The 24,987-nt window shown below is 61.2% G+C and carries 26 protein-coding genes and 2 pseudogenes; 14 read left to right on the top strand and 14 right to left on the bottom strand.

Annotation, left to right across the window (positions count from 1 at the left end; all coding sequences use genetic code 11):
* Positions 1-12: 12 nt before the first annotated feature.
* The 4 genes from GSQ83_RS14025 (at position 13) to GSQ83_RS14010 (ending at position 4,489) form a co-directional block, all read left to right on the top strand.
* Positions 13-1,395 (top strand): hypothetical protein, encoded by a 1,383-nt coding sequence (locus GSQ83_RS14025; protein ID WP_158803493.1) that lies wholly within the window; start codon positions 13-15, stop codon positions 1,393-1,395.
* Positions 1,396-1,460: 65 nt separating this feature from the next.
* On the top strand, positions 1,461-3,827 hold the full coding sequence (locus GSQ83_RS14020) for a DotA/TraY family protein (protein ID WP_158803492.1): 2,367 nt from the start codon (positions 1,461-1,463) through the stop codon (positions 3,825-3,827).
* Complete coding sequence (locus tag GSQ83_RS14015) at positions 3,824-4,120, top strand: hypothetical protein (protein ID WP_158803491.1); 297 nt, start codon at positions 3,824-3,826, stop codon at positions 4,118-4,120. Before GSQ83_RS14020 ends, GSQ83_RS14015 begins: the two co-directional genes overlap by 4 nt.
* Before the next feature lie 57 nt (positions 4,121-4,177).
* Positions 4,178-4,489, top strand: a complete 312-nt coding sequence (locus tag GSQ83_RS14010) for a hypothetical protein (protein ID WP_158803490.1) — start codon at positions 4,178-4,180, stop codon at positions 4,487-4,489.
* Here GSQ83_RS14010 and GSQ83_RS14005 read toward each other — a convergent pair whose 3' ends face one another.
* From GSQ83_RS14005 to GSQ83_RS13995, 3 genes are all read right to left on the bottom strand, one after another.
* On the bottom strand, positions 4,490-5,038 hold the full coding sequence (locus GSQ83_RS14005; RefSeq protein ID WP_158803489.1) for a hypothetical protein: 549 nt from the start codon (positions 5,036-5,038) through the stop codon (positions 4,490-4,492).
* Positions 5,039-5,042: 4 nt separating this feature from the next.
* Positions 5,043-6,209, bottom strand: coding sequence for a hypothetical protein (locus tag GSQ83_RS14000; RefSeq protein ID WP_254065685.1), 1,167 nt, complete (start codon positions 6,207-6,209; stop codon positions 5,043-5,045).
* A gap of 127 nt (positions 6,210-6,336) precedes the next feature.
* Positions 6,337-6,657 carry a hypothetical protein gene (locus GSQ83_RS13995; protein WP_158803488.1) on the bottom strand — a complete coding sequence of 107 codons (321 nt, stop codon included), beginning with the start codon at positions 6,655-6,657 and terminating at the stop codon, positions 6,337-6,339.
* Between the two features lie 520 nt (positions 6,658-7,177).
* Here GSQ83_RS13995 and GSQ83_RS13990 point away from each other — a divergent pair.
* The 3 genes from GSQ83_RS13990 (at position 7,178) to GSQ83_RS13980 (ending at position 8,911) form a co-directional block, all read left to right on the top strand.
* Entirely contained in the window at positions 7,178-8,020 is an 843-nt protein-coding gene (locus GSQ83_RS13990; RefSeq protein WP_158803487.1) for a response regulator, read from the top strand.
* The gene (locus GSQ83_RS31335) at positions 8,017-8,481 is read left to right on the top strand and encodes a helix-turn-helix domain-containing protein (RefSeq protein ID WP_371418018.1); all 465 of its coding nucleotides are present in this window, start codon (positions 8,017-8,019) and stop codon (positions 8,479-8,481) included. Before GSQ83_RS13990 ends, GSQ83_RS31335 begins: the two co-directional genes overlap by 4 nt.
* 217 nt (positions 8,482-8,698) lie before the next feature.
* Positions 8,699-8,911, top strand: coding sequence for a hypothetical protein (locus GSQ83_RS13980; RefSeq protein WP_158803485.1), 213 nt, complete (start codon positions 8,699-8,701; stop codon positions 8,909-8,911).
* A gap of 109 nt (positions 8,912-9,020) precedes the next feature.
* Here the strand turns inward: GSQ83_RS13980 and GSQ83_RS13975 are convergent, their stop codons facing one another.
* Complete coding sequence (locus GSQ83_RS13975) at positions 9,021-9,836, bottom strand: IS5 family transposase (RefSeq protein ID WP_158803484.1); 816 nt, start codon at positions 9,834-9,836, stop codon at positions 9,021-9,023.
* A gap of 74 nt (positions 9,837-9,910) precedes the next feature.
* On the opposite strand from GSQ83_RS13975, the gene GSQ83_RS13970 reads away from it, so the two are divergent.
* Entirely contained in the window at positions 9,911-11,842 is a 1,932-nt protein-coding gene (locus GSQ83_RS13970) for a calcium-binding protein (RefSeq protein WP_158803483.1), read from the top strand.
* A 104-nt stretch (positions 11,843-11,946) separates the two neighbouring features.
* Positions 11,947-12,666: an SDR family NAD(P)-dependent oxidoreductase gene (locus tag GSQ83_RS13965; protein WP_158803482.1), complete on the top strand. Its 720-nt coding sequence runs from the start codon at positions 11,947-11,949 to the stop codon at positions 12,664-12,666.
* Positions 12,667-12,708: 42 nt separating this feature from the next.
* Here GSQ83_RS13965 and GSQ83_RS13960 read toward each other — a convergent pair whose 3' ends face one another.
* From GSQ83_RS13960 to GSQ83_RS29955, 6 genes and pseudogenes are all read right to left on the bottom strand, one after another.
* The gene (locus tag GSQ83_RS13960) at positions 12,709-13,689 is read right to left on the bottom strand and encodes an ABC transporter permease (protein ID WP_158803481.1); all 981 of its coding nucleotides are present in this window, start codon (positions 13,687-13,689) and stop codon (positions 12,709-12,711) included.
* A complete protein-coding gene (locus GSQ83_RS13955) occupies positions 13,686-14,627 on the bottom strand; it encodes an ABC transporter permease (RefSeq protein WP_158803480.1) in 942 nt (313 codons plus the stop codon). The genes GSQ83_RS13960 and GSQ83_RS13955 overlap by 4 nt, the downstream gene beginning before the upstream one ends.
* Entirely contained in the window at positions 14,624-16,135 is a 1,512-nt protein-coding gene (locus tag GSQ83_RS13950) for a sugar ABC transporter ATP-binding protein (RefSeq protein ID WP_158803479.1), read from the bottom strand. Before GSQ83_RS13950 ends, GSQ83_RS13955 begins: the two co-directional genes overlap by 4 nt.
* A 26-nt stretch (positions 16,136-16,161) precedes the next feature.
* Positions 16,162-17,265, bottom strand: a complete 1,104-nt coding sequence (locus GSQ83_RS13945; protein ID WP_158803478.1) for an ABC transporter substrate-binding protein — start codon at positions 17,263-17,265, stop codon at positions 16,162-16,164.
* Between the two features lie 71 nt (positions 17,266-17,336).
* Entirely contained in the window at positions 17,337-18,449 is a 1,113-nt protein-coding gene (locus tag GSQ83_RS13940) for a lactonase family protein (RefSeq protein WP_158803477.1), read from the bottom strand.
* A gap of 217 nt (positions 18,450-18,666) precedes the next feature.
* Positions 18,667-19,240: pseudogene (locus tag GSQ83_RS29955) on the bottom strand (SDR family oxidoreductase).
* On the opposite strand from GSQ83_RS29955, the gene GSQ83_RS29945 reads away from it, so the two are divergent.
* Entirely contained in the window at positions 19,227-19,415 is a 189-nt protein-coding gene (locus GSQ83_RS29945) for a hypothetical protein (protein ID WP_216850182.1), read from the top strand. The pseudogene GSQ83_RS29955 and the gene GSQ83_RS29945 overlap by 14 nt on opposite strands.
* On the opposite strand, the gene GSQ83_RS31330 is transcribed toward GSQ83_RS29945, so the two are convergent.
* Positions 19,354-19,611 (bottom strand): sugar-binding domain-containing protein, encoded by a 258-nt coding sequence (locus tag GSQ83_RS31330; protein WP_371418017.1) that lies wholly within the window; start codon positions 19,609-19,611, stop codon positions 19,354-19,356. The two genes, GSQ83_RS29945 and GSQ83_RS31330, sit on opposite strands and share 62 nt — an antisense overlap.
* Positions 19,589-19,717: pseudogene (locus GSQ83_RS31325) on the bottom strand (hypothetical protein); the annotation flags it as partial. The pseudogene GSQ83_RS31325 and the gene GSQ83_RS31330, both read right to left, overlap by 23 nt.
* 144 nt (positions 19,718-19,861) lie before the next feature.
* Between GSQ83_RS31325 and GSQ83_RS13920 the strand changes: the two are divergent.
* Both GSQ83_RS13920 and GSQ83_RS13915 read left to right on the top strand, forming a co-directional pair.
* Entirely contained in the window at positions 19,862-20,695 is an 834-nt protein-coding gene (locus tag GSQ83_RS13920; RefSeq protein ID WP_254065684.1) for an oxidoreductase, read from the top strand.
* 542 nt (positions 20,696-21,237) lie between these two features.
* Entirely contained in the window at positions 21,238-21,831 is a 594-nt protein-coding gene (locus GSQ83_RS13915) for an isochorismatase family protein (RefSeq protein WP_158803475.1), read from the top strand.
* On the opposite strand, the gene GSQ83_RS13910 is transcribed toward GSQ83_RS13915, so the two are convergent.
* Together GSQ83_RS13910 and GSQ83_RS13905 are read right to left on the bottom strand one after the other, a co-directional pair.
* On the bottom strand, positions 21,828-22,208 hold the full coding sequence (locus GSQ83_RS13910; RefSeq protein ID WP_158803474.1) for an EipB family protein: 381 nt from the start codon (positions 22,206-22,208) through the stop codon (positions 21,828-21,830). The two genes, GSQ83_RS13915 and GSQ83_RS13910, sit on opposite strands and share 4 nt — an antisense overlap.
* 52 nt (positions 22,209-22,260) lie before the next feature.
* Complete coding sequence (locus GSQ83_RS13905) at positions 22,261-22,455, bottom strand: hypothetical protein (protein ID WP_158803473.1); 195 nt, start codon at positions 22,453-22,455, stop codon at positions 22,261-22,263.
* 484 nt (positions 22,456-22,939) lie between these two features.
* Between GSQ83_RS13905 and GSQ83_RS13900 the strand changes: the two genes are divergently transcribed.
* Positions 22,940-23,926, top strand: a complete 987-nt coding sequence (locus tag GSQ83_RS13900) for an ABC transporter permease (protein WP_158803472.1) — start codon at positions 22,940-22,942, stop codon at positions 23,924-23,926.
* A gap of 31 nt (positions 23,927-23,957) precedes the next feature.
* On the top strand, positions 23,958-24,959 hold the full coding sequence (locus GSQ83_RS13895) for a sugar ABC transporter substrate-binding protein (RefSeq protein ID WP_158803471.1): 1,002 nt from the start codon (positions 23,958-23,960) through the stop codon (positions 24,957-24,959).
* The last annotated feature ends 28 nt before the right edge of the window (positions 24,960-24,987 follow it).

Below are 24,987 nucleotides of genomic sequence, written 5' to 3'. Positions count from 1 at the left end.
GGAGCCTCGTCTGTGCCCGATACCAGCAAGCCCCCCATCATCGCGGGCCCTGCGGACGCCACCTCCCGCCGCGACCCAATCCACGATCTCATCACACGGCTGGACCGTGACGCGGCTGCTCTCGTAACCAAGGAGCCCGATCTCAGCCGGACCATTCGCCGACTGGCGGAGGTGGCCGGCACGAGGGCGGATCGGATCGAGGATGCATCCTTCAGGACCCGCGTGGCCTACGCTCTGCAGGACATGGAAAAACTCGGCGGTCCAATCACGGCCGTGCCGCGCGGGCTCCGCGAGGAGATGGATCGCCTCGCTGTCACAGCCCCTGGCCTGCAGGACCAGCGGTTGCAAGCCATGATGAAGGCGACACCGACAATCGACGACGCGCACCTCGTGCAGGACATCCGCGCCTTGGCGACAAACGTCGGCGCCGGACGCACGCCTGAAAATGGGCCACCTGTGCGGGACATCGTCGACGCCCTTGAAAACCGGGTGCGGCTGTCATCAGCTGCTACCGCACCTTCCCCGAGCGCCGCCGATCGTCGTTCCACAGCTCCAGATAGCAGCCCCGGAAAAGCGGCCGCAGCTGGTATCGATCAGGTCCAGGCGACGCGATCGCCTGGCAATCAAACTCGCGAGGCACAACCAGACTGGGCGCGCCAAACGCAACCGTCTCAATTCCAAGAGCCGATCGGCCCGACGCAGCCCCAGGCGACTGTCACCGCCCGCGGAGCCGGTGTGGTTAGCCTGGCACTCGCGGCGCTGGCGCGCCACGCTCAGCGAGAGAACCCCAATTGGGACCGACAACCGACGTCGGTCGTCGATCGCTCGGCTCGGCACGAGAATGCCTTTCAGCAGCGGCGCGACGAAGCCACCATCCAGGGTGCCGAGAAGTCGCAACGCGCCGCTCTCGAGGCGGTTCAGACCTTCGCGCACGGGCCCGTGTCCAACATCCTGACCAAGATCCAGGACGCCGCCAAAGCAGAGCCGGGTGGCATGCAGGCTGTATTGGCGGAGATGCGCGAAGGCGGCCGTTTCGCCAGCCTCCGTTCGCAGTTCAATGCTGACCTGGTGGCAGAGCGCGGGGCCGCGGCCGCCTGGGACAGGATGGCTAGCAGCCTTCAGCAATACGGTGCCGACCGGTCGGCCGTGGCCGCGGTTGGCGCACGGCAGAATACAGCAGCGGCGCTAGACGCGCGCTTCGAGAAGTTGGACGCGGAGATCGCTAGGGCCACTTCGGTCATTCCGAGCAAGCACGATGGCAAGAGCGTCATAGACGACCTCAGCGACAAGTTCCGCGAAGTCCTCGATCGCGCAATGAATGCCGTAAGGTCCGCCTTCACGCCCTCGACTGAGCGCGATGCAAGGGCCTCCGCCAGCCTCTCTCCCACTCTCTGACGGAGAGGGCTGTGTTCGCCCCATGAGCCTTCAACCTCGCAACACCATAATGCTGCGAGGATGTGATGCGTCGCCCATGGCTAATCCTGCTGGTCATGCTGCTCTCCGCAGTCGCCCTCCCCGCCTTCGCGCAAACGACAGCCACCAATGGCGGCTTCAACCTGAGTTGGAGCGCCCTCGATCCCGGAAACGACTGGGCCGCGACGGTCATCCAAAACGTCTTTCCGATCTCCGGCACCAATGGTGTCTCGCCGACGCAAACCACGGTCATCGGCCAGATGATCGGCCAGCTCACGGGTTTTGTCGCGGCGATCGCCATGGCCTTCCTTTGCTACTCCACCATCATGCAAATTCATCGCGGCGCGGAGACCTCTCGCCTGCTCGGCAACAACATGACGGGCATGTTCATTGTGCGCCTCGGCTTTGCCGCGATCATGATGTTCCCCGTGCCGACGCTCGGCTTCAGCGTCGGGCAGGCCGCCGTGGTCAAGATGTCGCTCTGGGGCATCGGCATGGCGAAATCCGTCTACACCCAAGCGGTGCAGGCCATCGGTCCAGATGCCATGGTGGTCGCCCAGCCGATGATTCCCGGCACGGAGACGATCGTGCTCGGCCTGATCCAAAACGAATTGTGCCGGTCGTTGGTTAATGCTGCTTCGAACACGACGAATGCCGCTACCCAGCTTGTTCCAGAGCCAAAACCTGTCTTGATCGGCAGTCCCAACGGCGGCCAGGAGACAATCCTCAGTTACAGCCTCTCAGTCGGCAATGTCGGCTCGACGCCCGCCTGTGGCTCGGTGACGATCTCCGCGCCCCTGCAAGGTGCCACCAATCTCGCCGGCGTCGCCGTCGATCAGAGCGCTCTTCAGCAGCAGGCACTGACCACGGTTCTCGGCACCGACATCGCGCCGCAGGTAAACACCCTCGCGACCAGTTTCTTCAACGACAGAAGGACCGCGGACCTTAACGGGCTTATGTCCGTTTTGACGGACGCCACCCGCGACTACACGACGCAACTCACCTCCGCCGCGCAGAGGATAACGCAGCAGCTTCGTGCCTCGCTGCAGAATGGCGGCGCCGCGGCCCTCGCCAATAGCAGCACCAATCAGACCAAGCTCAGCGCGCTCGGGTGGACCGGCGCTGGCGCCTACTATCTCGAGTTCGCTCGTCTGAACGGTCAGACCCTCTCGCTCCTCAGCGCAGTCCCGCAGGTGACCCCGCCAAGTTATGACGGCTTCGGGCCGTCGCTCTCCAGCGACCTAGCGCCGCTCGTGCAGTCCTCCGCTGCCTTCCTGACCACGCTGTCGAATTACGTCACGACGCAGGACGGCATGAACCAGCCCGGCGGTCAGGGCGACCTGTTCTCCGGCGCGACTCCAGGGACGGACGGTTCCGGCGTCATCGAACAGGTCTTTCGCCGACTGCATCTCAACGACTACGTCCTCCAGCTCTTCCAGACAGCGATCGCGCCAAGCGGCAATCAGTGGACCGACCCATTCTCCGCGCTCATGGGATTAGGCAACCTGATGGTGACCGTGGCGGTCGCTGCAATGGGACTTGCGGCTTTGGCCGCGTCCGGCACCGCCTCGACGGCCACAGCGGCATTCCAGATTCTGACCCTTAATTTCACCGGGGCCGGCCTGACAGCCGCGGCACACTTCCTCATGACGTTTTTAAGCACGCCGATCTTTGCGTTGCTCCTTGGCTTGCTGATCCCAGGGCTGACGATCGCCTTCGTGTTGCCGATGATCCCCTGGGTCATGTGGATGGCGGGCGTTATGGGCTGGCTCATCCTCGTCTGCGAATCCGTGATCGCGGTACCGCTCTGGATGCTGGCTCACATGACGATGCAAGGCGAAGGGCTGCATGGCCGCGCGAGCGAGGGGTACGCCCTCCTCTTCAACGTCCTGTTCCGCCCCGTCCTTATGCTGTTCGGTCTCTTTCTCGGCTACTTCATCTTCGCCTCCATCTCCTTCCTGATACGCCAGACCTTCGGTATCGCGGCGGGTTTCGTTCTCGAGCACGGCTGGATTGTCACAAATGTTCTCGGCGTCGTCGTGTTGTTGTCGATCTTTGTCATGACGCATGTTGTGGCGGCACTCATGTCGTTCCGGATGATTTCCCTCGTCCCGCATCACGTGCCCCGGCTTCTGGGCTTCCATGGTGCTGGACGCGTGGACATGGACCAGTTTAGCAAGGACGCAGCGTTAGTGGGGATTGGCGGAACGATGTCAACTATTCACAGAAGTCTGCAGGACGGCTCGACCGCCGCAGGAAATCTAGGCGCGGAAACCGGGCGGCTCGGTGCCCCGCGAACGGCTTTGGCGGGCCCCCCAAGCGAGAGGTCTTCCACCAGTCCGAAGACTGGTGGTATGGATTCAACTCTTCGGGCGACAACAGACTTCGAGCCGCCTGCTAATGAGGTCGAATGATGGACGGTGACGAAGAGGGCCAGAGTCCAAGTGGCTTCGCGTGGTATCAGCTCGGCAAGATGGCCGCCGAGAACGATCGCCACACAAGCCAGACAATATCAACCCTCCTGCATCGGCGGCGGACAATCAGCGCGCAGGATGATTTGCAGGCCCGAGTTCAAGCACTCGCAGCGGAAAACGCCCGGCTCCGGCAGGATTTGGCAGACTATCGACTCAATTATCGCGATCTCAAAGCTTGGGCTGATCGCGCGGAAGCACGGATCGATCAGCTACTCAAAGAGCGCGGCGAATAGACCCAGCGGTTCGCCCCGTCCGCCCGCATGGTGCTCCCGTCCAGCACGGAGACTGTCATGCGCCCCGCCCTTCTGATCGCCGGCCTAGTCCTTCTGAGCCTAGCCGCGTGCTCCACACCTCCCAATGTTAGATCGGCCAGCGACTATGACGCTCCCGCCGCACCGCGGGTGAAGCATCCGCTTTACGGTCCCTATGCCGGCTATGGTCAAGCCAACGCCACGTGGCGGCCGCCGGTGGTCAATCGAGCGGGCACCGTCGTGAAGCCATCGGATCCATCGGTGGACGAGGAGCGGCCCGATTACGAACACGCGCAGTGGGCGACTGGAGCGGCCGGCGGCAGCACGCTGGCGCCCCCCGGCACGTTCTGATCAGCGCGGCAGGAAAGGCTCTGTCGTCTTCAGGAACGCGACGGGCGAGCCCAGCCGACGCGTTCTAAGCTGCCAGTTCAGGTGGGCGCTCCGGAACGCCAGCAAGAAAAACAGCGTGCAAAAGGGCAGGAATTCAAGAGCCGAGAACAGTCGCGCACTGCTCATCCGCATGCGCAACGCGCCGTATAACCACAGCATCACAGCGACAGAACCCAGTCCGAACAACGCGTAGGCTGCGCGCGCGGTCTGCCTCTGCCGGAAACGGAACCGGTCCACCAAAGCCTCCACGCTTAGGCCGTAGGAGAAGGCCGTTGCGATCAGGTCGATGCTATCCTCGTCACCCATTTTCAACCGCAGATCTGCCGGCGAACCGCGTTTCAGCAGACCCCAGAGCCTCGCAATTAAACGGTGGCCCTCCGAAATATCCTCAAATCCAAGGGTCGCAAAAGGACTGCCGGCAATCAATTTCACTCGCCGCCGATTGCGCCGCACCATTTTCGGCTTCCAATTTTTTCCGTTCGCATTCTTATCCCACGGCGAGCGGCCCATCGCTTCAGCCCCCGATTGAGGCCACCAGGCCGCCCATGTCTGGCGGCATGCCGTCCAAGCGGCCGACCGATCCGTCCGATTTCCGCCAGATCAGCGTCGGCGTCCCTTGGAGGTGAATCGCAGCCGCGGCCGCCATATTCATCTGCAGCTTACCCTTCGCGTCGGTGGCCGGACTGCCAGTCGTTTGGCCCGTCTCCCATGCCGCAATTAGCTGATCGCTCGCCTTGCCGACGAGATTGAGCGCGCTTCTCGTGCTCATCCCATCATCCTCTCTGTCGAGGATCGAGAGCGGGATGACGTTCAACCTGACCTTCCCGGCCGCGATGAAAGGGACAAGCTGCTGCATGGTTCGCACCGAGAACGAACATTGTGGATCCACGAACATCCACAGCTCCGGTGCCGACGGATCCCCGACACTGCCGTGCGTAGTATTCCGGGCAACGACGATCAGGTTTGCATTATCGGCCACCTGGTCCACGGAGGTGTCTCGAGCGCCCCCGGCTATGCTGTCGGTGCCGATTGCCACCGTTGGAGTTGTGCCGGGGATCGCGGCCACCTGATCGCGCGTAAGGTCCTTGCCAGCCGCGTCCCACATGACGCCAGGAATAACCCGCTCATTATCAGGGCTCGCATAGAAAACCTGGAATTGCGATCCGTTATGAAGAAAGAGCGCGCGCAAGCCATGTTGGGGCGGCAGTTCGGTTAGGTCCTCCCCGCCGATCGACCTTAACTGGTCGACTGAAAGATCGGTCATCAAGCCCGCTATGGCGGCCTGACCGTCCGGACTTGCCTCGAACACCATGACCTGCGCCCCATGTCGGGCGCAGACAGTGCGCAGCCCATGCGACAGTCCGAGGTCGGACAAGGTCGCGCCCGCAGCGGCGATATGCGCTAAGGCCGGGATTGCATTGAGGTCTGCTGCCGTCTGCGACACCGTTCGGGAAGCTGTTGGACGGATCCTGGAAAGCGACGGCGGTGGCTCGGAGGGCCCTGCGATCGTAGCCGCCGCAGGCAGCAACGGAACGGCCCCGCCGCCGACCGTGATGGGCGGTAGAAGTCGAATCGGCATTTCGGCCGTCATCCTGAGAGGCGCCTGCAATGCGCAATGCGACTGCGCAAAGGCTGCGGCCGGGAACAAAATCATCGCGGTCGCAAGAAGGTCTATACGCATAATGCCTCCGTGGTGAACTACCCAAGAGACTAGAACGCGCTGGGGCGAACGGCGTGATTTCCCTCATCGACACCGCCGGAACATAACCACGCTTCGTAACGGAGCGATCAAAGAATTTCGAAGCGCCTTAGCCAACCTCTACGCGAGGGCCGCCAATCTGAAGGCGAAGTCGATTGGTCATCTCCAGCTGGTCTCGGTCGATTGATTTCAGCAAGCTAAGCAGCGAATCCTTTTCCCAGGCGGGGACCCTGGTGAGCGCGTCGAGCGCACGACGCTTTCCCTCCAACTCGATCTGATTCAGTGCGTGTTTGACTGTGACCTCCGCGGTCAAACATTCGACCTCCAGCAGGATTTCCAGTTCTCTTCGGCAGGCCGCGTCAATGTCACTTTCCGAGCTGGTCAGTTCGGCCTGAGTCACCAAATCTTGTCCGGTGTCGTAGCTCGACACCCAGTTCGTTATCCGCTCACATTGCGCAATCATGGTGTCGTCAGCGTCCGAACGCGGACCAGCATTGACTCTCTTGCACCTGCTCGATTGTCCCGCCGTTGTTCTCACGACGCATTGACCACCCTAAAGTGCAATGCTGCGAGAGGTCGCCAGACCGTGTTCCTCTTGGGGAGGCCGTTCATCGCGCCTTGATCCTGTTGATCCTAGACGAGGCGTTCCGACTCATCGTGGAAGGTGTCACCTCGAACCTGAAGTGTGCTCTGGGACTCATGATCGGCCCATCGTGGTTCATCTGAGTGCCCTCGCGCAGCAGTGCGGGGTTGAAGACAAAGCCCCTGCTGGTTTACCACTGCGTGTGGAAAGGATCGCCTTACACCAGGGAGTTGTCAACTCCGAGTTTATGCGATAGTCTTAGATTACCAGTTGGTAATGTGTCTATGCGGTTGGCCGCACGGTTTGGCGTGACGACCGTCTCATTTCACACCTTTCCGAAAGGGAGGGTCATGGAGCGGCAGCTACTATGGGCGTTCATCATCGCGTGCTTGTCGCGGACGACAACCTTTCAAATCAGCTGATTTTCGGTCATCTATTGCGCAAAGCCGGGTTCGAAACGTCAGTCGTATCTTCCGGGGACGCCGCGCTAGACCAGCTGTCCGCAAAAGGCGACTTTGACGCGCTGCTGATCGACCTATGCATGCCAGAACTGTCCGGCACCGAGGCCATTAAGCTCATTCGATTTCAGGAAGTCTGCGAAGGCGAGTCAGGGCGTCTCCCAGTCATAGCTATCAGCGCCGACGATCGGGCCGCGACGAAACAAGACTGCTTGAGCGCCGGCGCCGACGCCTTCCTTGCCCATCCGATTAGCTCTGAGACCCTTGTGCAAACTTTGACGAACCTCATCGAAGCGCGCGAGGAGTCGCTGCCGTCGCCCATAGACAACGTGGTACATCTAAAGGACCGCCTGGAGTATCGGCCGGCGAGCAACCGTAATCTCGATGTAACAATGCTCGAAGAAGTTTTCAGCTTCGCGGGCAAACCCGGAGTCCGTGACTTCGCCAACGCAATAAAAACCGATGTCGAAGTAGCACTCAATTATATGCATGCTGCCGTCGCAAGCGGCGATATCGAGGGGTTTAAAGCCGCGATCACGGGCGTGCTCAGTTCGACCGCCAGCTTAGGCGCTAATGGCGTTAAATCGGTCCACCATTACGCGGGTCGTCTGGAGTCGGGGTATCTGAAGACCGTGGGACCTCTCATAATCGCGCGACTTGAGTACGAAGCGCAGGTGATCATCGATGCCCTCGAGCGCTTCATCGTGGCGAAGACCGCCGGGATGGGAGACGATGGTGCTCAAACAAAATGAAGCCAATACAAGTGCTCTTAGATGGGAGGGCTGCAGCCTCCTCAAAAGGGGATGTCTCTACCAACCCTACGGCAGCCGTTGATATCGCTGTCGGGACACGCCTGAAACGGCGGCGAGAAGAATTGGACATGTCCTACCGTCAACTCGGGGACGCGGTGGGCGTATCGTCGATGCAGATCCGCTATTATGAATCAGGTGCCCGCCGGTTAGGCGCTGCTCGTCTATATGCAATATCCCTCGCACTCAACGTCCCCATTGCGTATTTCTTTTCTGATCTGAATTGCAGAGCCGAGGAAGTCTCGCAGGAGACACGTGACGTCTCACCGGCCAAGCCTCCTGAGGAGCTGGCGGTAGCAGCAGTCGTGCAGCTGGGCAAACTCGCGAGGCAAGTCGACGACCCAAAAGTGCGCGCGATCATACGTGAGATGATCCGGGGCTTCCCCACGTCGCCACGGGAGTAAGCCGACTGGCGCACCTTCTGTGATGCTATCGCGCTAGCTCCTTATGAAAGTGAGCAAAGGCAGCCGTCTGAAAGCGCCGGAATTCTCGCGCGATGTTTTGAAGAGATCTCGCAGTTGCTCGAAGAACTTCATCGTCTTCGTGCGTCTCGATCGTTCTGACGAGGCGTGGGAGTTCCGCAGCCCCGATCGGTAGGCTTATGCTTCGTATGACATGTAGATGCCTTCTGAGCTCATCGACATCGGGAGCTATCATTGCCGCGATAAGCTTGGTCTGAACCTCGATGAACTCATCCGAGAACGTGCTAAGCAGGCTCCGATAGGTATCTGGGCCAAGATCCCTAATGAGACCTTTCACGACTTGATGGTCTACGGCTGGACGCGCACCGCTTCGTTCGGAACCGATTTCGCTTTTCTTTTGGCCGTCCCTTGATGTCTCCATCCTATCCATTGGGCGCCTGCACAAGCTCCTTTGATTCATGTTGGAGAATAACTTACTCTGTTTATGAGGCAAATAGCTATCCTGTCAGCTCTAGAGAGTGTCATGCACCTTGCATAAGGGCCAAAGCTTGTTTGAGCATATATCCGACGAAGGCGATGACGTGGAAGCCGGCGAGGGTTGTTGCATAGCGCTCGTAATCCTTGACGAGCCGTCGGCAACGTGTGGCCCAGGCAAACGATCGTTCGACAACCCATCTCCTGGGAAGAAGCACGAAGCCTCGCTTGGCTTCGGGCAGCTTTACCACCTCGAGCCTGATCCCTTCCGCCGCAGCGGCCTCTGCCGCCCTGTCGCCGGTGTAACCTTGATCGACGTAGGCAAGAGAGACAGCATCGCCGGTGGCGTCTTGGATGTCGGCGGCCAGGCGAGCGACAGCGTCCCGATCGCCAACGTCCGCGGGCGTCACGTGCAATGCCAACAGGTGACCAAGGGTATCGACCGCCATGTGGACCTTCGATCCGCGCTTCCGTTTGGCTCCGTCATACCCCGCCCGTGTGCCGCTTTCAGGCGTGGAACGCAGCGTGCGGCTATCTATGATGGCCGCCGTCGGTTCCTCGCGGCGTCCTGCCGCCAAACGCAGAATGGCCCGCAAATCCTGCGCCAGGGCCTCGAAACATCCAGCCGCCAGCCAGCGGTGCGCCTGCTGATGGACCGCATGCCAGGGTGGAAGGTCGTTCGGCATCGCGCGCCACGCAATGCCATAGCGGATTACATAGCGCAGAGCGTTGAACAGCTCCCGCAGCGGATAGTCTCTCTGCGGCGCATCCTCCTTCATCAGGGTCAGGTAACTGACCACAAGCGACCATTCTTCGTCGGTCACATCAGAGGGATAAGGCTTACGGGTCGAGGCAGCACACATGCCTCCCTATTATCGCGCGGACACCAAAAAGTACATAACAGGCTCTAGCTCAAATCACGGGAGGCGCGGGAAACGTGTCCAATCCGCAGCAGGAAACTGCCGACATTCCACTCTACTTTGTCGACGAGAATGGGACTTACAAGATCGGCATAGAAATCAGCCTGGACGGAGGCAAAGACTACCAACTCTACGAATTGGACACGGGCGGTAAAGGCTTCTGGGTCGCCCCGGATGCCGCTTGGGGAAGCTTCTCCCCGTCGGGCGGCGCTCCGATCTACAATAGCTACGGCAGCGACATCGCCTATACCGGGAACGCCGGCCAAGCCAACATCACCTTCCTGACGGTTAACGGAAGCGCCCTCTCAGCCGATGCCACCGTCGCGCAAATCACCGTCCAGACCGGAACAGGCGGCGGCTGGAATCAAAACGCCGTCGCCGCTGGCGCACCGCCTCTATACGGCAACTTCTACGGCGACTTTGGCGCATCGCTGGCTATCAAGGACGGTTTGTCATCGGTCCTCGAGCAGTTCGGCGGCGCGTATTCGAACGGTTTCATCGTATCACTGAACAGCCTCGCAAGCCTCGGGCCAATCACGAGCGGCGTGCTGTACTCGATCGGCGACCTACAAATCGGGTTGACGGCCGTGCAGATCGCAGCGACAGCGAAGGATCCCCAGATACTGATCCAAGCAAGTTCCTTGAACGGCGCAGCAGGACAGGTCGCCGAAGGCACGCTTACGGTCAGCGACGGCACTACCGCGACCTCCTACGATACCGGCATAGTATTGGATACAGGCGCGCCGCAAACCAATATTCATTACGGGACGGCCTTCGAATACGGCGCACTCGAGCAGTTCTTCCAGGCGGGGGTTGTCCCCGACAATGCGAGCTTCACGCTCACCGCTGATGGACCGAATGGCAGTACGCAGCTTGTTCGGTTAAGCGAGCAAACCTCGCCACCCAATCTTACAGGCGATGGAGCGAGCTACGTTAACAGCGGCCTCAACGCGTTTCTCGGCCACAGCGTTACCTTCGATGTCGTCGACGGTGTCATCGTCGTCACGCCATTTACCGCGTCACCCGCCAGCCCCGCGCCGACGCCAAACGGCACACTGATCGTCGCTGGAGCGGCTTCCGATGTGGCCGTGCCCGCTGGATATCAGACCGTCTACGACAGCGTGGGCAGTGACACGGTGACGGGTGGTGGCGATAGCCTGAACGTCTATCTAGCACCTGACCTGCTAACGGGGACGGACTTCTACAGCGGCTCAGGGAACGACCTGATCGTCGCTGGAGGTGCCGATACCATTTCCGCTGGCTCCGGCGGCACGACGGTCGTGGGGAACGCGAGCAACACGATCATAGCGAGCTCCGGCCCGACTCTTGTCAATAACCAGCAAGGCGCAGACTTATTCTTCCGCGGAGGGTCTGGGGCGGTCTCAGTAACCGGCGGAACGGGCAGCTCCACAATGTTTGGAGGCACCGGCTCGGCCCCCACCTTTCTTGCCGGCGGGGTGGGCAATGCCACATTACATGGCGGATCCGGCGACGGAGCTTCCACAATAGGCGGGGGCAACAACCTTTTGGCCTTCGCGGCGGGAACCGGCTCCACGACGCTGATCGCCGGCATAGGAGTCTCGGTTCTAGACGGGAAAACCGGCGTCGGGCCCGAAGTCTTCAGCACCAGCCCGCTCGGCGCCAGGGGCACGGATCTGATCGGGCTGAATAACGCAGCAGACACGGTCATCGGCGGGACTGGCAGCGCGACAGTAGTCGGAGGGGCCGGTCCGGATACCTACGTCTTCCTCGCCGGGCACGCAGGGGGCATGGAGGTAATCCTAGGGATGAAAGAGGGCGACCAAATCGACTTCGGTGGCTATGATTCCGATCCGATAGCGTCGGAGCACTTGTCGAATGGCAGCGACCAAATCACATTGACCGACGGCACGATGATTGCGCTGGTCGGACTGGGGCAAAAGCTATTCGAATCCGCTCCGGGCCTGTAGCTGGTCGGATATGGCAATGCCTGCGGCACCCGAACAACGCCACCCCCGCGCTTACAACGCCTATACTCGGCAGTTGCCCGCGCCACCGATCGATAGGAAAGCAGATGCCGCCTGATTTTAGCGTTGCCGGCAAGCATGTTCTCATCACCGGGGGTACCGGCGGCATCGGCGGTGCCTTCGCCCGTGCTTTCCAGGAGGCGGGTGCGACGGTGATTGTTGCCGACCTCAAGGCACCCGCCCCGGGCACCCTGCCGGACGCGATACGCTTTGAGCCGCTTGACGTATGCAGCGATGAGGCGGTGGAAGCGCTGGCGGCGCGGGTAGAGCGGCTGGACGTGTTGATCCATTGCGCCGGCCGGCTCGTCCGCTGGGAGGAATACAAGCCGACCGTCTTCATGTCGATTCTGGACGTGCATCTGGTCGGCAATTTGCGCCTGGCCAATGCGTTCCGCGGCCATCTGAAAGCGACGCGCGGCTGCCTGATCAACATCGCCTCTATGTATTCTTATTTCGGCGCGGCCCATGTGCCGGCCTATAGCGCGGCCAAGACCGCCATCGTGTCCTTGACGAAGTCCCTCGCGATCGGTTTTGCCGAGGACCATATCCGCGTCAACGCCATAGCGCCCGGCTGGATCAAAACCGAAATTAGCCGCGGCGGGCGGGAGGATCCAACCTTCAATAGCAAGGTGGTGGCGCGGCTTCCGAATGGCGAATGGGCTGAGCCCGAGGAACTCGCGGGTACCGCGCTTTTCCTGGCCTCGGCTGCCTCGAACCTGATCAACGGCGTCACCATTCCAGTGGACGGTGGCTATGTCGCGAGCTGACCTCGACCTTGGCTGGATCGCTGCGGTGACCAAGCCGAAAAGCTAAAGGCCGCCACCCCGCGTTGCGCGACTCTGCGCAAGCACCGCCGCGGCCAGGATACCACCCTGCACGATGAGCTGCGTGCTGTAGGACAGGCCGAGGAAGCGCAGCAGGCTCACCAGCAGCCCCAGGAATAGCGCCGCCGCCGCGCCGCCGGAGACGGAGCCGATGCCGCCAACCAACGTCGTGCCCCCGATCACCGCCGCCGCCACGGAGTTCAGGTTGAAGTCGTTACCGGCCGAGAGGCTCCCGATCCCGATATAGCCCGCGACCACCAGTCCCGCCGCCGCCGCTGTCAGCCCTGAGACGACATAGGCGAGGATGATGGTGCGGTCGATGGCGATACCCGACAGCCGGGCTGTTCGCGGATTGGCCCCTGTCGCGAAGAGCGCGCGCCCGAAGGTTGTGCGGTTGAGGACAAGGTAGCCGAGCAACACAATCACCAGCGCCACAATCACCGGCAAGGGAATGCCGAGCGCATAGCCATTCCCCAGGGTTTTGAGGCTCGGCGAGATCGAACCCTTGGGCGCGCCCGCGCAATAAACATAGGCCGTGCCTTGAAGGATTCCGTATGTCCCCAGCGTGCCGATCAATGGCTGGATACGCAGCTTCGTCACCAAAAATCCATTGAACAAACCTACTGCCAGGCCGATGCCGAGACACAGCAGGACCACCGGCACGGTGTAGGTGTTCTGGCCGTTCAGCAGATCGGCCGCGACCACCGTTATCAGCGTCATCACCATGCCGTTCGACAGATCGATGCCGCCGGCAGTGATGACGAAAACCTGGCCCACCGTCACGATCGCGAGGCTCGCCACTTGACGCGCGACATCGAGCAGATGGTTCGCCGTGAGGAAACCCGGCGCGCAAACGCCCGCCACCGCCAGCACCACCACGATCGCCGCCCATACAGCGACCTGCGATCGGGCGTGGCCGTAGCCGCCGAGGCGGGTGCGTCCGATTGCACCAAGCACCGCCTTCATGTCCTGCGGGCCCTCCGTCTCAGGAAATCGAGGGACAGTGCCGCAATCAGGATGGCGCCTTTGACGATCCATTGCAGGAAGGGCGACATGCCGCGCAGGTTCAGCAACGTATTGATGAGCGTGAGCAGCACACCCGCGACCAGGGCCCCGACACCGCTGATGACTCCTCCCACCAGGCTGGTGCCGCCCAGCACCGCGGCGGTGATTGAATCGAGACTGTAGGGCGTGCCGATCAGCGGATCGCCTGAGCTGACGCGCGAGGCCAGCAGCAGCCCCGCGCAACTCGCGAGACCACCGGAGATGACATAGACCAGTGCCTTGAGTCGCAATACCGGCAGCCCCGACATACGCGCACTCGCCTCATTGCCGCCGACGGCGATGAGGCTGATGCCCAGCGGCGTGCGGCGGATCGCCCAAGCCAGCAGCAGCACCAGCACGACGAGGACGATTGTCACGACCGGCACCCTGCCCCAGGTGATACGGCTAATCTGAGCCAACCCTTGCGTAACCTCGCCGCCGGGTTGTTTCATGATGTCGAGTGTGACGCCCTGTAAGGCAATGCCGACCGCCAGAGTGATGATGAAGGCGCTCACCCGCGCATAGGCGACCAGCAGGCCATTCAGCAGTCCCACCGCCATGCCCGCCAGGACGCAGAATATCATGATCGGAATTGCCAGACCCGGCGACCGCTGCATGAGCAGCGCGGCAATGACGTTCGAGAGGCTGATCACCGACCCCACCGAGAGATCGACGCCGCCGGTCAGCATCACAAGCGCCTGGCCGACCGCGACAACGATCAATGGATTAGCCGATGTCAGGATGTTCTTGATCGCGCGCGGGCTGATCAAAGCAGGCTCGACGATGATCGCAAGGATGATCAGGAAGACGAGCAACAGGGCGTTCCCGCCACTGCCCAGGAACCGCCGCAGCAGGCTCATCCCGTCGCCCGCATCGCGTCACGATCCTGCGTCGCGGCCCGCATGACCATCTCCTCGGTCGCCACCGCGCCTTCAAACTCGGCCACCACCGCGCCATGCGCCATGACCAGGATGCGGTCGCTCATGCCGAGGATCTCCGGCAACTCGCCCGATGTCATCAGGATGCCGACACCTTGGCGCGCGAGGTCGCGCATGATGTTGTAGATCTCGCGCTTGGCACCGACATCCACGCCGCGCGTTGGCTCCGCCATGACAAGCAGGCGCGGCGCGATGCCCAGCACTTTCGCGAGCACGAGCTTCTGCTGGTTGCCGCCTGACAGGTCGAGCGCCTGTTGGGCCGGAGAGGCAAGCCGGATGCGCAGCATCTCAACCATCTTCGCAACAAATCGCCGCTCGGCCGGTGTGTCAACGAACAACCCGGCCCGTCGCCGCAGGGACAGGCTTTCCATCGCCATATTCTCGGCGCAGGAGCGCACGATGGCGAGACCTTCGCCTTTACGGTCGTCCGGAATGAAGCCGATGCCGGCGGCGATGGCTTTGGCCGGCGATGACAGGTCGAGGCGCCGGCCCTCCAGGAAAACCTCGCCATGATCAAGCGGCAACACGCCGCAAAGGGCACGGGCCAATTCGCGCTGGCCTTGCCCTTCCAGCCCGGCCAGGCCGACGATCTCGCCGCGCCGGACCTCGATCCGATCGACGTCGAGACTTCGTCCATGCCGCAGGCCGGTCGCCGTAAGAATCACCTCGCCATTGGAGGTTTCGCGCGGTGGGTAATAGCCGTTGAGTTCGCGGCCGATCATCATTCGCACCAGGCTATCTCGATCCACCTCGCCGATTAGATGCGTACCGACATGCCGACCATCCTTCAGCACGCTCACGCTATCGGCCAGAGAGAAAATCTCGGACATGCGATGGGAGATATAGAGGACGCAGACGCCATCATCGCGCAGGCCGCGGATGATGGCGAAGAGTGCCGCTATTTCGGCATCGTTGAGCGCCGCGGTCGGTTCATCCATCACCAGCACGCGCAGGTCGCGTGATAGCGCCTTGGCAATCTCAACGGTTTGCTGCTCAGCGACATTGAGTTCGCCGACCGGTCGTCCCGGATCGATGTCAACCCCGAGCCGTGTCAGCAGCGCCTGCGTCCGCTCGCGCAGCGATCGCTGCTCGATCTTGCCGAGACGGCTTGGCAATTGGCCGAGAAAGATATTCTCGGCCACGCTGAGATGAGGCACCAGGTTGAATTCCTGGTAGATCGCGACAATGCCGGCCTGCAGGCAGCGGGCTGGCGGCAGCCCGTCGATGCGGGCGCCCTCCAGCGTGATCTCGCCGCTATCCGCGGCGTAGACCCCGCAGAGCATCTTGATGAGCGTCGATTTCCCGGCGCCATTTTCCCCGAGGATCGCTCGCACATGCCCGCGCGGCACGCTGAGCGACACATCATCCACGGCCCGAACTCCCCGGAAGGACTTCGAGACCGCGCGGATGTCGAGGAAGCCGTCAGCCATGCCGAAGCCGGTCGGCTGCTAAAAGCCTAGCTGCCGCATTTGTAGAGTTTGGTGACTTCGTCATGCGTCATCTTCGTATTGGCCCAGACGTCGTCCGGGCAATCCTTCCGGACATATTGGTCGACATTCGCATCGGTGATGGTCGGGATCGGCAATTCCTTCCACTTCTGGATCGTGCCGCCCGCGAGGCATTGCGTCAGCAGCCCGAGCGCCGCGCTGCTCTGCCAGGTGGGATCGTCCGGCGCTATGGCTGAGAAGCCTTTCGACTTGTTGTCCGACCAGGTCTTGAGGAACCCATTATACCCCTCACCCGGCATCGGCACGAGCGGGCGCTTCGCCGCCAGCAGCGCGTCGATCGCGCCCTGGGACATCGCGCCGCCCTGCGAATAGACGCCATCGATCTTCGGATAGGCGGAGATCAGATCCTCCATCGCCGCCTTGCCCTTGTCGTAAGCCCAAGCCCCGGGCTGACGGGCGAGAACCTTGATGCCCGGTCCCATGGCGTCGATCGCCCCTTGTGAGCGTAGATCGTTCACGGCCGTTCCAGGGATGCCATCCAGCATGACAATCTGGCCCTTGCCGTTCAGCTTTTCTTTCAGCCACGCGCCGCCGATCGCACCGAACTTGTATTCATCGGCCCAAACAATGCCGGTGAATTTGTTGCTGTTAACACGATCGTTGAAGAGGACTGTCGGCACCTTATCGTCGGTCGCATCCTGAAGCGGTCCGTTCAAACCGTCCGGCGTCAGGGGCGTGATGAGCAGCCCGTCAACATTGCGCGTGAGCAGATCCTCGATATCCGAGACCTGCTTGGCGATATTGCCGTCCGCATTGGTGATCACGAGACCTTTAATGCGACTGTCCTTCGCCGCCGCCGCCTTGAGTTCGGCGATCATCTGGACGCGCCAGGAGTTGGTCAGGCCATAGTTGGACACGCCGATGGTCCAGGGCGGCGGCTTTGCAAGACCGATCGCCTTGCAATCGACCGACGCATCGGTCCAGCCTTTCGGCTTGCTGTTGGCTGAATCGGCCGCGAAGGCCGGCGAGATCGGCGCCAGGCTCGTCGCGGCAACGAAAGCCACGGTGCTAAGTGAGGCGGCGGCGGTTTTGAGAGTTTGGCGCAAACGCATGGTCGTTACTCCTCTTTCTTATTTGTTTTTTCGTTCACAGTCCTCGTCGCTGGCCGACGAACCGCCGTTCACTAAGGCAGCAGCGCGACGGAGACGCACATGGGCGAACTCAGCTCGATGGAAGTTTGATTGTCGGCGAGCGCGCCGGTCGCCTGGTCGATCTGGAGAATCGTGAGGTTGTGGCCTTCCTGATTGGCGACGATGAGGAAGCCGCCCGACGGATCAATGGCGAATGTTCGCGGCGTGCGGCCACCACTTGCGCAAGCACCAATCTGGGTTAGCCGCCCGCTGCCGGGGTCGATGCGAAACGCCATGATGCTGTCATGGCCGCGATTGCTCGCAAAGAGGAAACGTCCATCGGGAGAAAGCACAATCCCGGCCGATGTGCCGCTGGTGTCAGCCCCTTCCGGCAAGGTCGAGACACTCTGCGCGATCTCGTAAGACCTGCCCTCACCGGGTCTAGTCAACAACGTCACGGTTTGAGCCATCTCGTTGAGAACATAGATTCGCGCGCCGTCTTTCGAGCAGACGAGATGGCGTGGTCCGGAACCGGGTGGCATGGCGATGACTTCCACTGGCTCCTCGCTCATGCGGCCGGCCTCGGCATCAAAATTGTAGAAGGCGACCTCGTCGGTTCCGAGATCCGCGGCGACCAGCCGCCCCTCCGGTGTTTCGACCAGACAATGCGCGTGCGATCGCTCCTGCCGCTCGGCATTCGGGCCGGTTCCGGCGCGCACCACGCTGTCGCTCGCTGGCTTGATCGTGCCGGCATCGAGCGGGAGAACCACCAGCGCCTTGCCCGGTCTCGTTGCCGCTGGCTGCATGCTGTAATTCGAGACAAGGAGGTGGCGCCGGCGCCGATCCAGCGAGACGAAGGCCGAGAGATGGCCGAGCGTCGGCTGCTTGTTGATATAGGTCAGCCCACCCGACAGCGGATCAAGCGCGTAGCTGGTTACGATACCCTCATGCCACTCGAAGACTTCGCTCGCCGCGTAGAGGACGTTCTGCTCGGGATCAAACGCGATATAGTTCGGATTGTCCGCGCCCGTTGTCACGCTCAAAGGCTGAAGTGCGCCTTTATCTCCGTCGAAGACGAATACATGGATGCCGTCACCGCGCGCCGGGCCGAAGAAGGGCGTATTTCGGGTCAGCGACCCCACAAAGACAAGCACTCGCCCGCTCACGGTTCCCGTCCCGGCATTGCTGGCGGCCTCCCTCTCGCGCGCTCATCCCCTCCCGTCTACCGCGGCAAGATAGAACGGCCACACCTCTCGCGAAATCGCGCTGGTTATCAGTGATCTCACGCTAAGGATGGGCCGGAATGCTGTCAACATAGCGTGGCCCGGAGGCGACAAGCTCAAGACATTCAATGAAATTCTGCAACAATCTCTCAGGACATGATCAACCCCCATCGACGTTGATCGTTTGGCCCGTGATATAAGCGGAGTCCGGTCCGGCCAGAAACGCAACAAGCCCAGCGACGTCTTCGCCCCTCCGGCTCGTCCCATCGGAACATTCTTCACCCATTCCGCCATCAGCTCGCCCGGCCCGTAGTTTGCCAGCAGCTTGCCCCAGGCTCGGTCGTTATAGGCCCACATATCAGTCTCGATGATCCCCGGACAAAAGGCGTTGACCGTGATGCCCTTTTTCGCGACTTCCCTGGTGAGGCTTTGCGTGATGCCGATGACACCGAACTTGCTGGCGGCATAGTGCGGTGTGAATATGAAGCCCTGCCGCGCCTGATCCGATGCCGTATTGATCAGGCGGCCGCCGTCGCCGTGCTTGCGAATGCGCGCGATTGCCACCTGACCGCAAAGGAACACCCCTTGGTGCTCACCGCCTTGACCTTGTCCCAATCCTCCTCGGGTAGATCGTCTATCCGAGCGATCGTGATGACGCGCGCCTTCTGGACGGACATATCAACGCGACCGGAGTCCCTTTCGGCAAGATCGAAGATCTCCGTGACATCCGCGATATCCGTGACATCAGCGACGATGGACGATGCCTGCCCGCCCGCGCGCGCCGCGAATGGCTTCCGCGACTACCTCGACGGAAGGTTCATTCGCGGCGACAACCACGGCCGCGCCATCACGCGCGAGCCAAAAGGTGATCGCCGCGTCTATTCCGATAAGGTTTATTGTCTTGGGTAGCGTCGAGCCGGGCAGCCGTGAATTGATCTGTCACCAAAACATTAATGAGCTTCCCGAGCATCGCGCCGAGCAACCCCGCAACCTTCCGTTGACCCCCGGCCACAGCGACCACGCCTTTCGCCTGGCGACAGCCTGTCGGTCTCGGCACCCCAGGCGGCGCGGTCTCGCGGATACCCGAAAAGCGCGAGCAGGTCATGGTCCCACGCGCCGCTCGCCACATCTAGGAGCTGAGTGCGGGACGCATTGCCAATTTCGCTGACCGGATCGTCTGTGGAGAAGCGGCTCAGCAACCATGAGTCGATTGTGCCGATAACCGCGCTGCCCGCCTCTATCCGCAGGCGCCTGAGGACCCGCGTGTCATTGTCGCATCAACAGTGAGGGGCATATGATGGCTATCCTGCGCTGCCGCGTCCCACCGGCACCGTCCGGGAATTAAGGAGATACAGATGATGAAGACTTGGCTCATTACCGGTTGCTCCGGCGGATTTGGAAAACTCCTGGCGCACGCGGCGCTGGCACGCGGTGACAATGTTGTGGTCAGCGCTCGCGACCCCGGCACGCTTTCGAAATTTGTGGCCCAATATCCGAAGACGGCGCGCGCCATCGCGTTGGATGTCGCCAAAGCAGGCGATGCGGCGAAGGCCGTTGCCTTGGCGCAAGACGCGTTCGGGCAGCTCGACATACTCGTGAATAACGCGGGATATGGCTTCATCGGCGCGGTAGAGGAAGCCACGCCCGACGAATATCGCCCGATGTACGAGACCAATGTTTTCGGCCTGATCGAGACGACGCGGGCGGCGCTCCCTGCTCTTCGGAAGAGCCGCGGCGGCCGGATCGTCAATTTGTCTTCGGGAGCTGGCCTCCTCGGCGCGCCTGGTTATGGCTATTACAATGGTACCAAATTCGCGGTTGAGGGCCTTTCTGAGGCTTTGGCCGGAGAGGTTGCCCCTTTCGGGATCGCCGTCATCATTGTCGAACCCGGCCCGTTCCGGACGGAGTTCCTCGGACGATCGATGTCAGTCGCCAAGCACGAGATTGCTGCTTACAGCGAAACCGCGGGTAAAGTTCGCGCCTCTCGACCGGGCAACGATGGCAAGCAGGTCGGAGACCCCGACAAGGCGATCAAGGTGATCCTCCATGCCATCGACGCTAAGGATCCGCCGCTTCACCTGCCGTTGGGCCCCCGCGCCTATCATTTAGCCCGGACCAAGATCGCGAACCTGACGAAGGACATGGAAGCCTGGGAAACCGAGGCCATCGCGACCGACTTTGACGCCTGACGGCATTGTCGTAGAACAGGACGGTGAGATCCTCCTGCCGACATGCGGTGTCGGCAGTGAGTTTCTTGTGCGAACCTCAACCCCACACTGCGTTTGGCACGCAGATGATCCAGAGCTTTATCCGGCACGATGAAGATCATGTGCCTCAATGGCTGGGGCGGCAAACTGCAGGACTCTCTGACGTCCTACCTAACATCAGCATCTCCCGATGTTCTGTGCCTTCAAGAAGTCGTCCACACTCCCGAGACGGACAAGGACTGGCTGACCTATCGAGACAAAGACCACGTCCTGCCACGCGAGCGAACTTCTTCCGCCACGTTGCTGCAGCCCTTCCCGATCCTTCACGATACTGGCGAAGATAGGTCTAATGGATTTGTAACGACCTGAGGATTCGCTGGCACGCGCACTTCGCACTACGCGAAGCCGGGAGGATTTGCGGACTACATGCTTGCCAACAAACACGTCGAGGTTTTGGATTTCGCTGTGGTGGCGCAGCCGAAAATTTCGGATCGCTGCCCACTGATGTTGAAGGTCTAGGCGTCATGCCGACCCTCAAGATCCGTCCCAACAACGCACTAATTGTAGTCGACATGCAGAACGGCGTCGTTGGAATGCCTATGACCGTGACGCGGTCGTGGCGAACATCGGACGCCCTCGCTGAGATGGGTCGTCGGGAAGACGTTCCCGTTATCTGGGTCCAGCACTCCGGCACGGACCTCGCGAAGGGGAGTGAGAATTGGCGCATCGTTCCCGGACTCGCTCCGCACGACACGGAGTCACCTGTCGAGAAGACTTACGGCGACTCTTTTGAAGACACCGACCTCGAGATCGTCCTGTCAAGTCTCGAAAGCGGGCGACTTGTTGTCGTCGGCGCCCAGACCGATGCATGTATCCTCTCGACGCTCCATGGTGCATTCGTCCGCGGTTACGACGTCACGCTCATCCGTGACGCCCACAAGATCGAGGACCGCGCGGCATGGGGCGCTTCCTCGCCGAAGCAAGTCATCGCGCATACGAACCTGTATTGGAGCGGCCAGGCAGCGCCTGGGCGGAAGGCCGCGACTGCTCGCACCGAGGGCTTAGTTTTCGCTAACGACCCTGCTAGCAACGACGCGGCAACACCTCAATCTGGCTAAGCGCAGCCTTTAGCGTGAAGTTGCCGCACGATCTTGTCGCCATCCGTCTGCGCGATGTGAAAACGGAACTCGTGCCCATCCTTCGATTCCCAGGTCGAGTAGTCCGATACCGCACGGGTTTCGGCACCGTCGCGGTCTGGCGTTGTCACATCCATCCGCTGCTGGACCGCCCAGCCGACGCAGCCGTCAATGACCTCATATTCCATCGCACCGGAGGCACTGGTCGTTCCGCTATTTTCCACGTTACCTAGGATCATAAGGTACAAGGCGCGATGCGCGGCAAGCGGCACGGCTGTTCCAGCTTCGTATCCCGGGGACGTACTCGCGACCAGGAAGGTCGCTGCGAGCAAACAGAGATTGGCAAGCAGTTTGCCCATGTTGCCCTACGAGAACCCAACGCATTCGCTTGGCAAGCGCGTTGCGGGCCCTTTATCTCATTCGGTTTTGGGCAGCCTGGTCCAGAGCGCGAGCGAGAATGCCGACCAGTTCGGCAGCCTTCGGAGCTGTAAAAGCAATGTCGATGAGGTTTAGACCGGCCTGTAGCGTCAGCACGACAAGCGCACCGTCCGTGGTAGAAACACCACGAACAATATCGTCGATCGCAAGAATTGCTTCTTCGCTCATAGAGCTCATCCTGAGACGATGGGCGGCCACTCAGACTATACGCAGAAATTGAGCGCGATGGCTTTCCTCTTTGCGTCGCTGTTACACACTGCAACAATTTAGTGAAAACCAAGCATTGGCCGAGGGCGCGTAGGTTCGATCAAACTCCGGTTCGCTGGCAGAGGAACGATCGGCGGCTGAGGTTCTATTGTCCCGGTCCTTTACGAGATGCTTGCGCCTTGCTTGGCCGCTTGGCGTGAGAGCTCCCAGTATCGTTCCCCTGTTCTGCTCCACGGCCGCGGCATTTGGCCATTGGCAAAGCGTCGGCTGAAAGCGTGGTACCGGCGCTGCCCCGCGCCATCTTGCATTCGCCGTCTCGCAGTTGCGTAGAGCGTTCTGCCTTGCCTGATCGTTGATTTACTCCTATCACACACAAGACTTGTGTGAAGTGCCTGGAGAGACGACCGATGATGCCCGACTCACTAGCGATCGCAGCCAGCTAGCCATGACCGGCTGGTTTCTTTTGCTTGGCCGCCGGCGTCAGGAAGACACTGTTTTTCTGCTCACCATCCTTCTATTCCTGACCTTCTCCTTCGTTCTGCACGGCTTCCTGACAACCGGAAACATTATCGCACTGCTGCGCAGCGTGGCGTTGCTCGGCATCCTCGCCGTAGGCATGGGCATCGTCGTGATCGGTCGGGGGATCGATCTGTCGCTGGTCGCAATCCTGGCGATATCGGTGGCGGTCTTTCTCAACCTGCTCGGCCAATCCTACCCGATCGGCATCGCGCTCCTGCTTGCTCTGGTGGGCGTCATCGCCGTGGGGGCGCTCAATGGCGTCCTCACCGCCTATGCCGAAATGCCCGCGATCTTCGCGACACTCGCAACCGGCACCTTTGTCTATGGCCTTGGACGGTCCCAGTTCCTGACCCAGGATGTGATCTACCTGCCGCCCGGCCACGACCTGTTCACGGCCTTTGGCAATGCGCGCCTGGCCTCCATACCCGTTGAGGTGGTGGTCTTCGCGTTCATCTTGGTCGGGGCCTTCCTGTGGCTGCGCTTCAGCAAATACGGTCGCTATATTTATTTGATCGGCGACAACCTGAACGCGGCGCGCAATGCGGGCCTGCCGGTCCGGCCGGTGATCGTGCTCCAATATGTCGTGTCGGCACTGCTCGCCTTCGTCGCCGGGCTTATTATGGCGGCGGGCATCCACTCGATGAATACCCGCATCGTCAATTCCTCGCTGCTGTATGACGTCATTCTCGTGGTGGTCATCGGCGGCATCGGCCTTTCGGGCGGCAAGGGTGGTGTGCGCAACCTCATCGTGGGTACGCTGCTCATCGGCATCCTGCTCAACGGCATGACGATCCTGGATATCAGCGACCTCTACCAGAACCTCATCAAAGCCACTGTCCTGCTTGCGGCCCTCATCGTTGACGGCGTGTTGAACCCGCGCGACGAACAAACCGACCAGCAAGGCGACATCTGATCCTCACGACGACAAAAGGGAAAACAAGAAAATGCCTGCCTCCAAGACCGCCCTCGCGCTCGCCACGGCTGGCTTCCTCGCCGCCGCCCCCGCCTTCGCCCGCAACGATCCCGGTCCCGCCACCTATGACGCGGCGCTCAAAGATAAGACGGTCGTGCTGGTGCCCATGTCCACTGGCGAGGATCTTGCCCAAGGCTGGGCCCATTACGTCGGTGATGCGGTCAAGGCTGCCGGCGGCAAGTTCGAGGTGCGGGACCCCAACTGGAACACTGAGGCCGGTGCCCAGGCGATCACCGAGGCCATCAACAGCAAGCCCGCCGTCATCATCGTGCAGGCGCCAGATCTACAGAGCTATTCTAAGCTTTTCCGCCGGGCGCAGGAAGCCGGCATCTATGTGATCCAGGTCGATAACCCGACCAATTATCCGACCGAAGCCTTCGTCGGCAGCAACTGGACCAAGCTCGGTGAGCTTGAGGCGCAGGCCGTCATCAACGGCTGCGGCCCGAACTCGTCCAAGGAAATCGGTCTGATCCAGGGCGACCAGACCAATTCCTCCAGCCTCGACCAATATACCGGCATCCAGAACGTTCTGAAGGACCACCCGGACTTTAAGATCGTCGCGCAGCCGGACTCGAACTGGGATGCGAGCACCGCACGTTCAGTCGCGACGACGCTGATCCAGCAGCATCCGAATGTCTGCGGCATCATCGACTATTGGGATGCGACGGCCCAGGGCACCGCCGCCGCCATCCGCGCCGCGGGCAAGACAGGCAAGATCACCCTCGCCACCACAGGCGGTGGCGAGCAGGCGGATTGCAACCTGCTCGATACCGGTGTGATCGATGCCCTCGTCGCGACGGACGTGCCGAACCAGTCCCGCGATGTCATCACCACGATCAAGTTCCTGATGCAGAGCGGCATCAAGCCCGGCACGGTCAAGACCTGGCTCTATACGCCGGAGCACATCACCACCAAGGCCGACATCAAGAACGGCACCTGCTGGAACCTGAAGGATTTCGCGAAGAGCAAGTGAGCAGGCGGCTCGCCTCACCTGGGCTTTC

The sequence above is a fragment of the Acidisoma sp. L85 genome, assembly GCF_009765865.1.
GTDB lineage: Bacteria > Pseudomonadota > Alphaproteobacteria > Acetobacterales > Acetobacteraceae > Acidisoma.
Note: the sequence above shows the minus strand (reverse complement) of the source record. Positions and strands in the feature narration are given on the sequence as shown.

Excerpts from the sequence above, each read along its gene's own strand:
- GSQ83_RS14020 (WP_158803492.1), top strand. The coding sequence starts at position 1,461 with ATGCGTCGCCCATGGCTAATCCTGCTGGTCATGCTGCTCTCCGCAGTC.
- GSQ83_RS14015 (WP_158803491.1), top strand. The coding sequence starts at position 3,824 with ATGATGGACGGTGACGAAGAGGGCCAGAGTCCAAGTGGCTTCGCGTGG.
- GSQ83_RS14010 (WP_158803490.1), top strand. The coding sequence starts at position 4,178 with ATGCGCCCCGCCCTTCTGATCGCCGGCCTAGTCCTTCTGAGCCTAGCC.
- GSQ83_RS14005 (WP_158803489.1), bottom strand. The coding sequence starts at position 5,038 with ATGGGCCGCTCGCCGTGGGATAAGAATGCGAACGGAAAAAATTGGAAG.
- GSQ83_RS14000 (WP_254065685.1), bottom strand. The coding sequence starts at position 6,209 with ATGCGTATAGACCTTCTTGCGACCGCGATGATTTTGTTCCCGGCCGCA.
- GSQ83_RS13990 (WP_158803487.1), top strand. The coding sequence starts at position 7,178 with ATGGGCGTTCATCATCGCGTGCTTGTCGCGGACGACAACCTTTCAAAT.
- GSQ83_RS31335 (WP_371418018.1), top strand. The coding sequence starts at position 8,017 with ATGAAGCCAATACAAGTGCTCTTAGATGGGAGGGCTGCAGCCTCCTCA.
- GSQ83_RS13980 (WP_158803485.1), top strand. The coding sequence starts at position 8,699 with ATGCCTTCTGAGCTCATCGACATCGGGAGCTATCATTGCCGCGATAAG.
- GSQ83_RS13975 (WP_158803484.1), bottom strand. The coding sequence starts at position 9,836 with ATGTGTGCTGCCTCGACCCGTAAGCCTTATCCCTCTGATGTGACCGAC.
- GSQ83_RS13965 (WP_158803482.1), top strand. The coding sequence starts at position 11,947 with ATGCCGCCTGATTTTAGCGTTGCCGGCAAGCATGTTCTCATCACCGGG.
- GSQ83_RS13960 (WP_158803481.1), bottom strand. The coding sequence starts at position 13,689 with ATGAAGGCGGTGCTTGGTGCAATCGGACGCACCCGCCTCGGCGGCTAC.
- GSQ83_RS13955 (WP_158803480.1), bottom strand. The coding sequence starts at position 14,627 with ATGAGCCTGCTGCGGCGGTTCCTGGGCAGTGGCGGGAACGCCCTGTTG.
- GSQ83_RS13950 (WP_158803479.1), bottom strand. The coding sequence starts at position 16,135 with ATGGCTGACGGCTTCCTCGACATCCGCGCGGTCTCGAAGTCCTTCCGG.
- GSQ83_RS13945 (WP_158803478.1), bottom strand. The coding sequence starts at position 17,265 with ATGCGTTTGCGCCAAACTCTCAAAACCGCCGCCGCCTCACTTAGCACC.
- GSQ83_RS31330 (WP_371418017.1), bottom strand. The coding sequence starts at position 19,611 with ATGACCTGCTCGCGCTTTTCGGGTATCCGCGAGACCGCGCCGCCTGGG.
- GSQ83_RS13920 (WP_254065684.1), top strand. The coding sequence starts at position 19,862 with ATGATGAAGACTTGGCTCATTACCGGTTGCTCCGGCGGATTTGGAAAA.
- GSQ83_RS13915 (WP_158803475.1), top strand. The coding sequence starts at position 21,238 with ATGCCGACCCTCAAGATCCGTCCCAACAACGCACTAATTGTAGTCGAC.
- GSQ83_RS13910 (WP_158803474.1), bottom strand. The coding sequence starts at position 22,208 with ATGGGCAAACTGCTTGCCAATCTCTGTTTGCTCGCAGCGACCTTCCTG.
- GSQ83_RS13905 (WP_158803473.1), bottom strand. The coding sequence starts at position 22,455 with ATGAGCGAAGAAGCAATTCTTGCGATCGACGATATTGTTCGTGGTGTT.
- GSQ83_RS13900 (WP_158803472.1), top strand. The coding sequence starts at position 22,940 with ATGACCGGCTGGTTTCTTTTGCTTGGCCGCCGGCGTCAGGAAGACACT.
- GSQ83_RS13895 (WP_158803471.1), top strand. The coding sequence starts at position 23,958 with ATGCCTGCCTCCAAGACCGCCCTCGCGCTCGCCACGGCTGGCTTCCTC.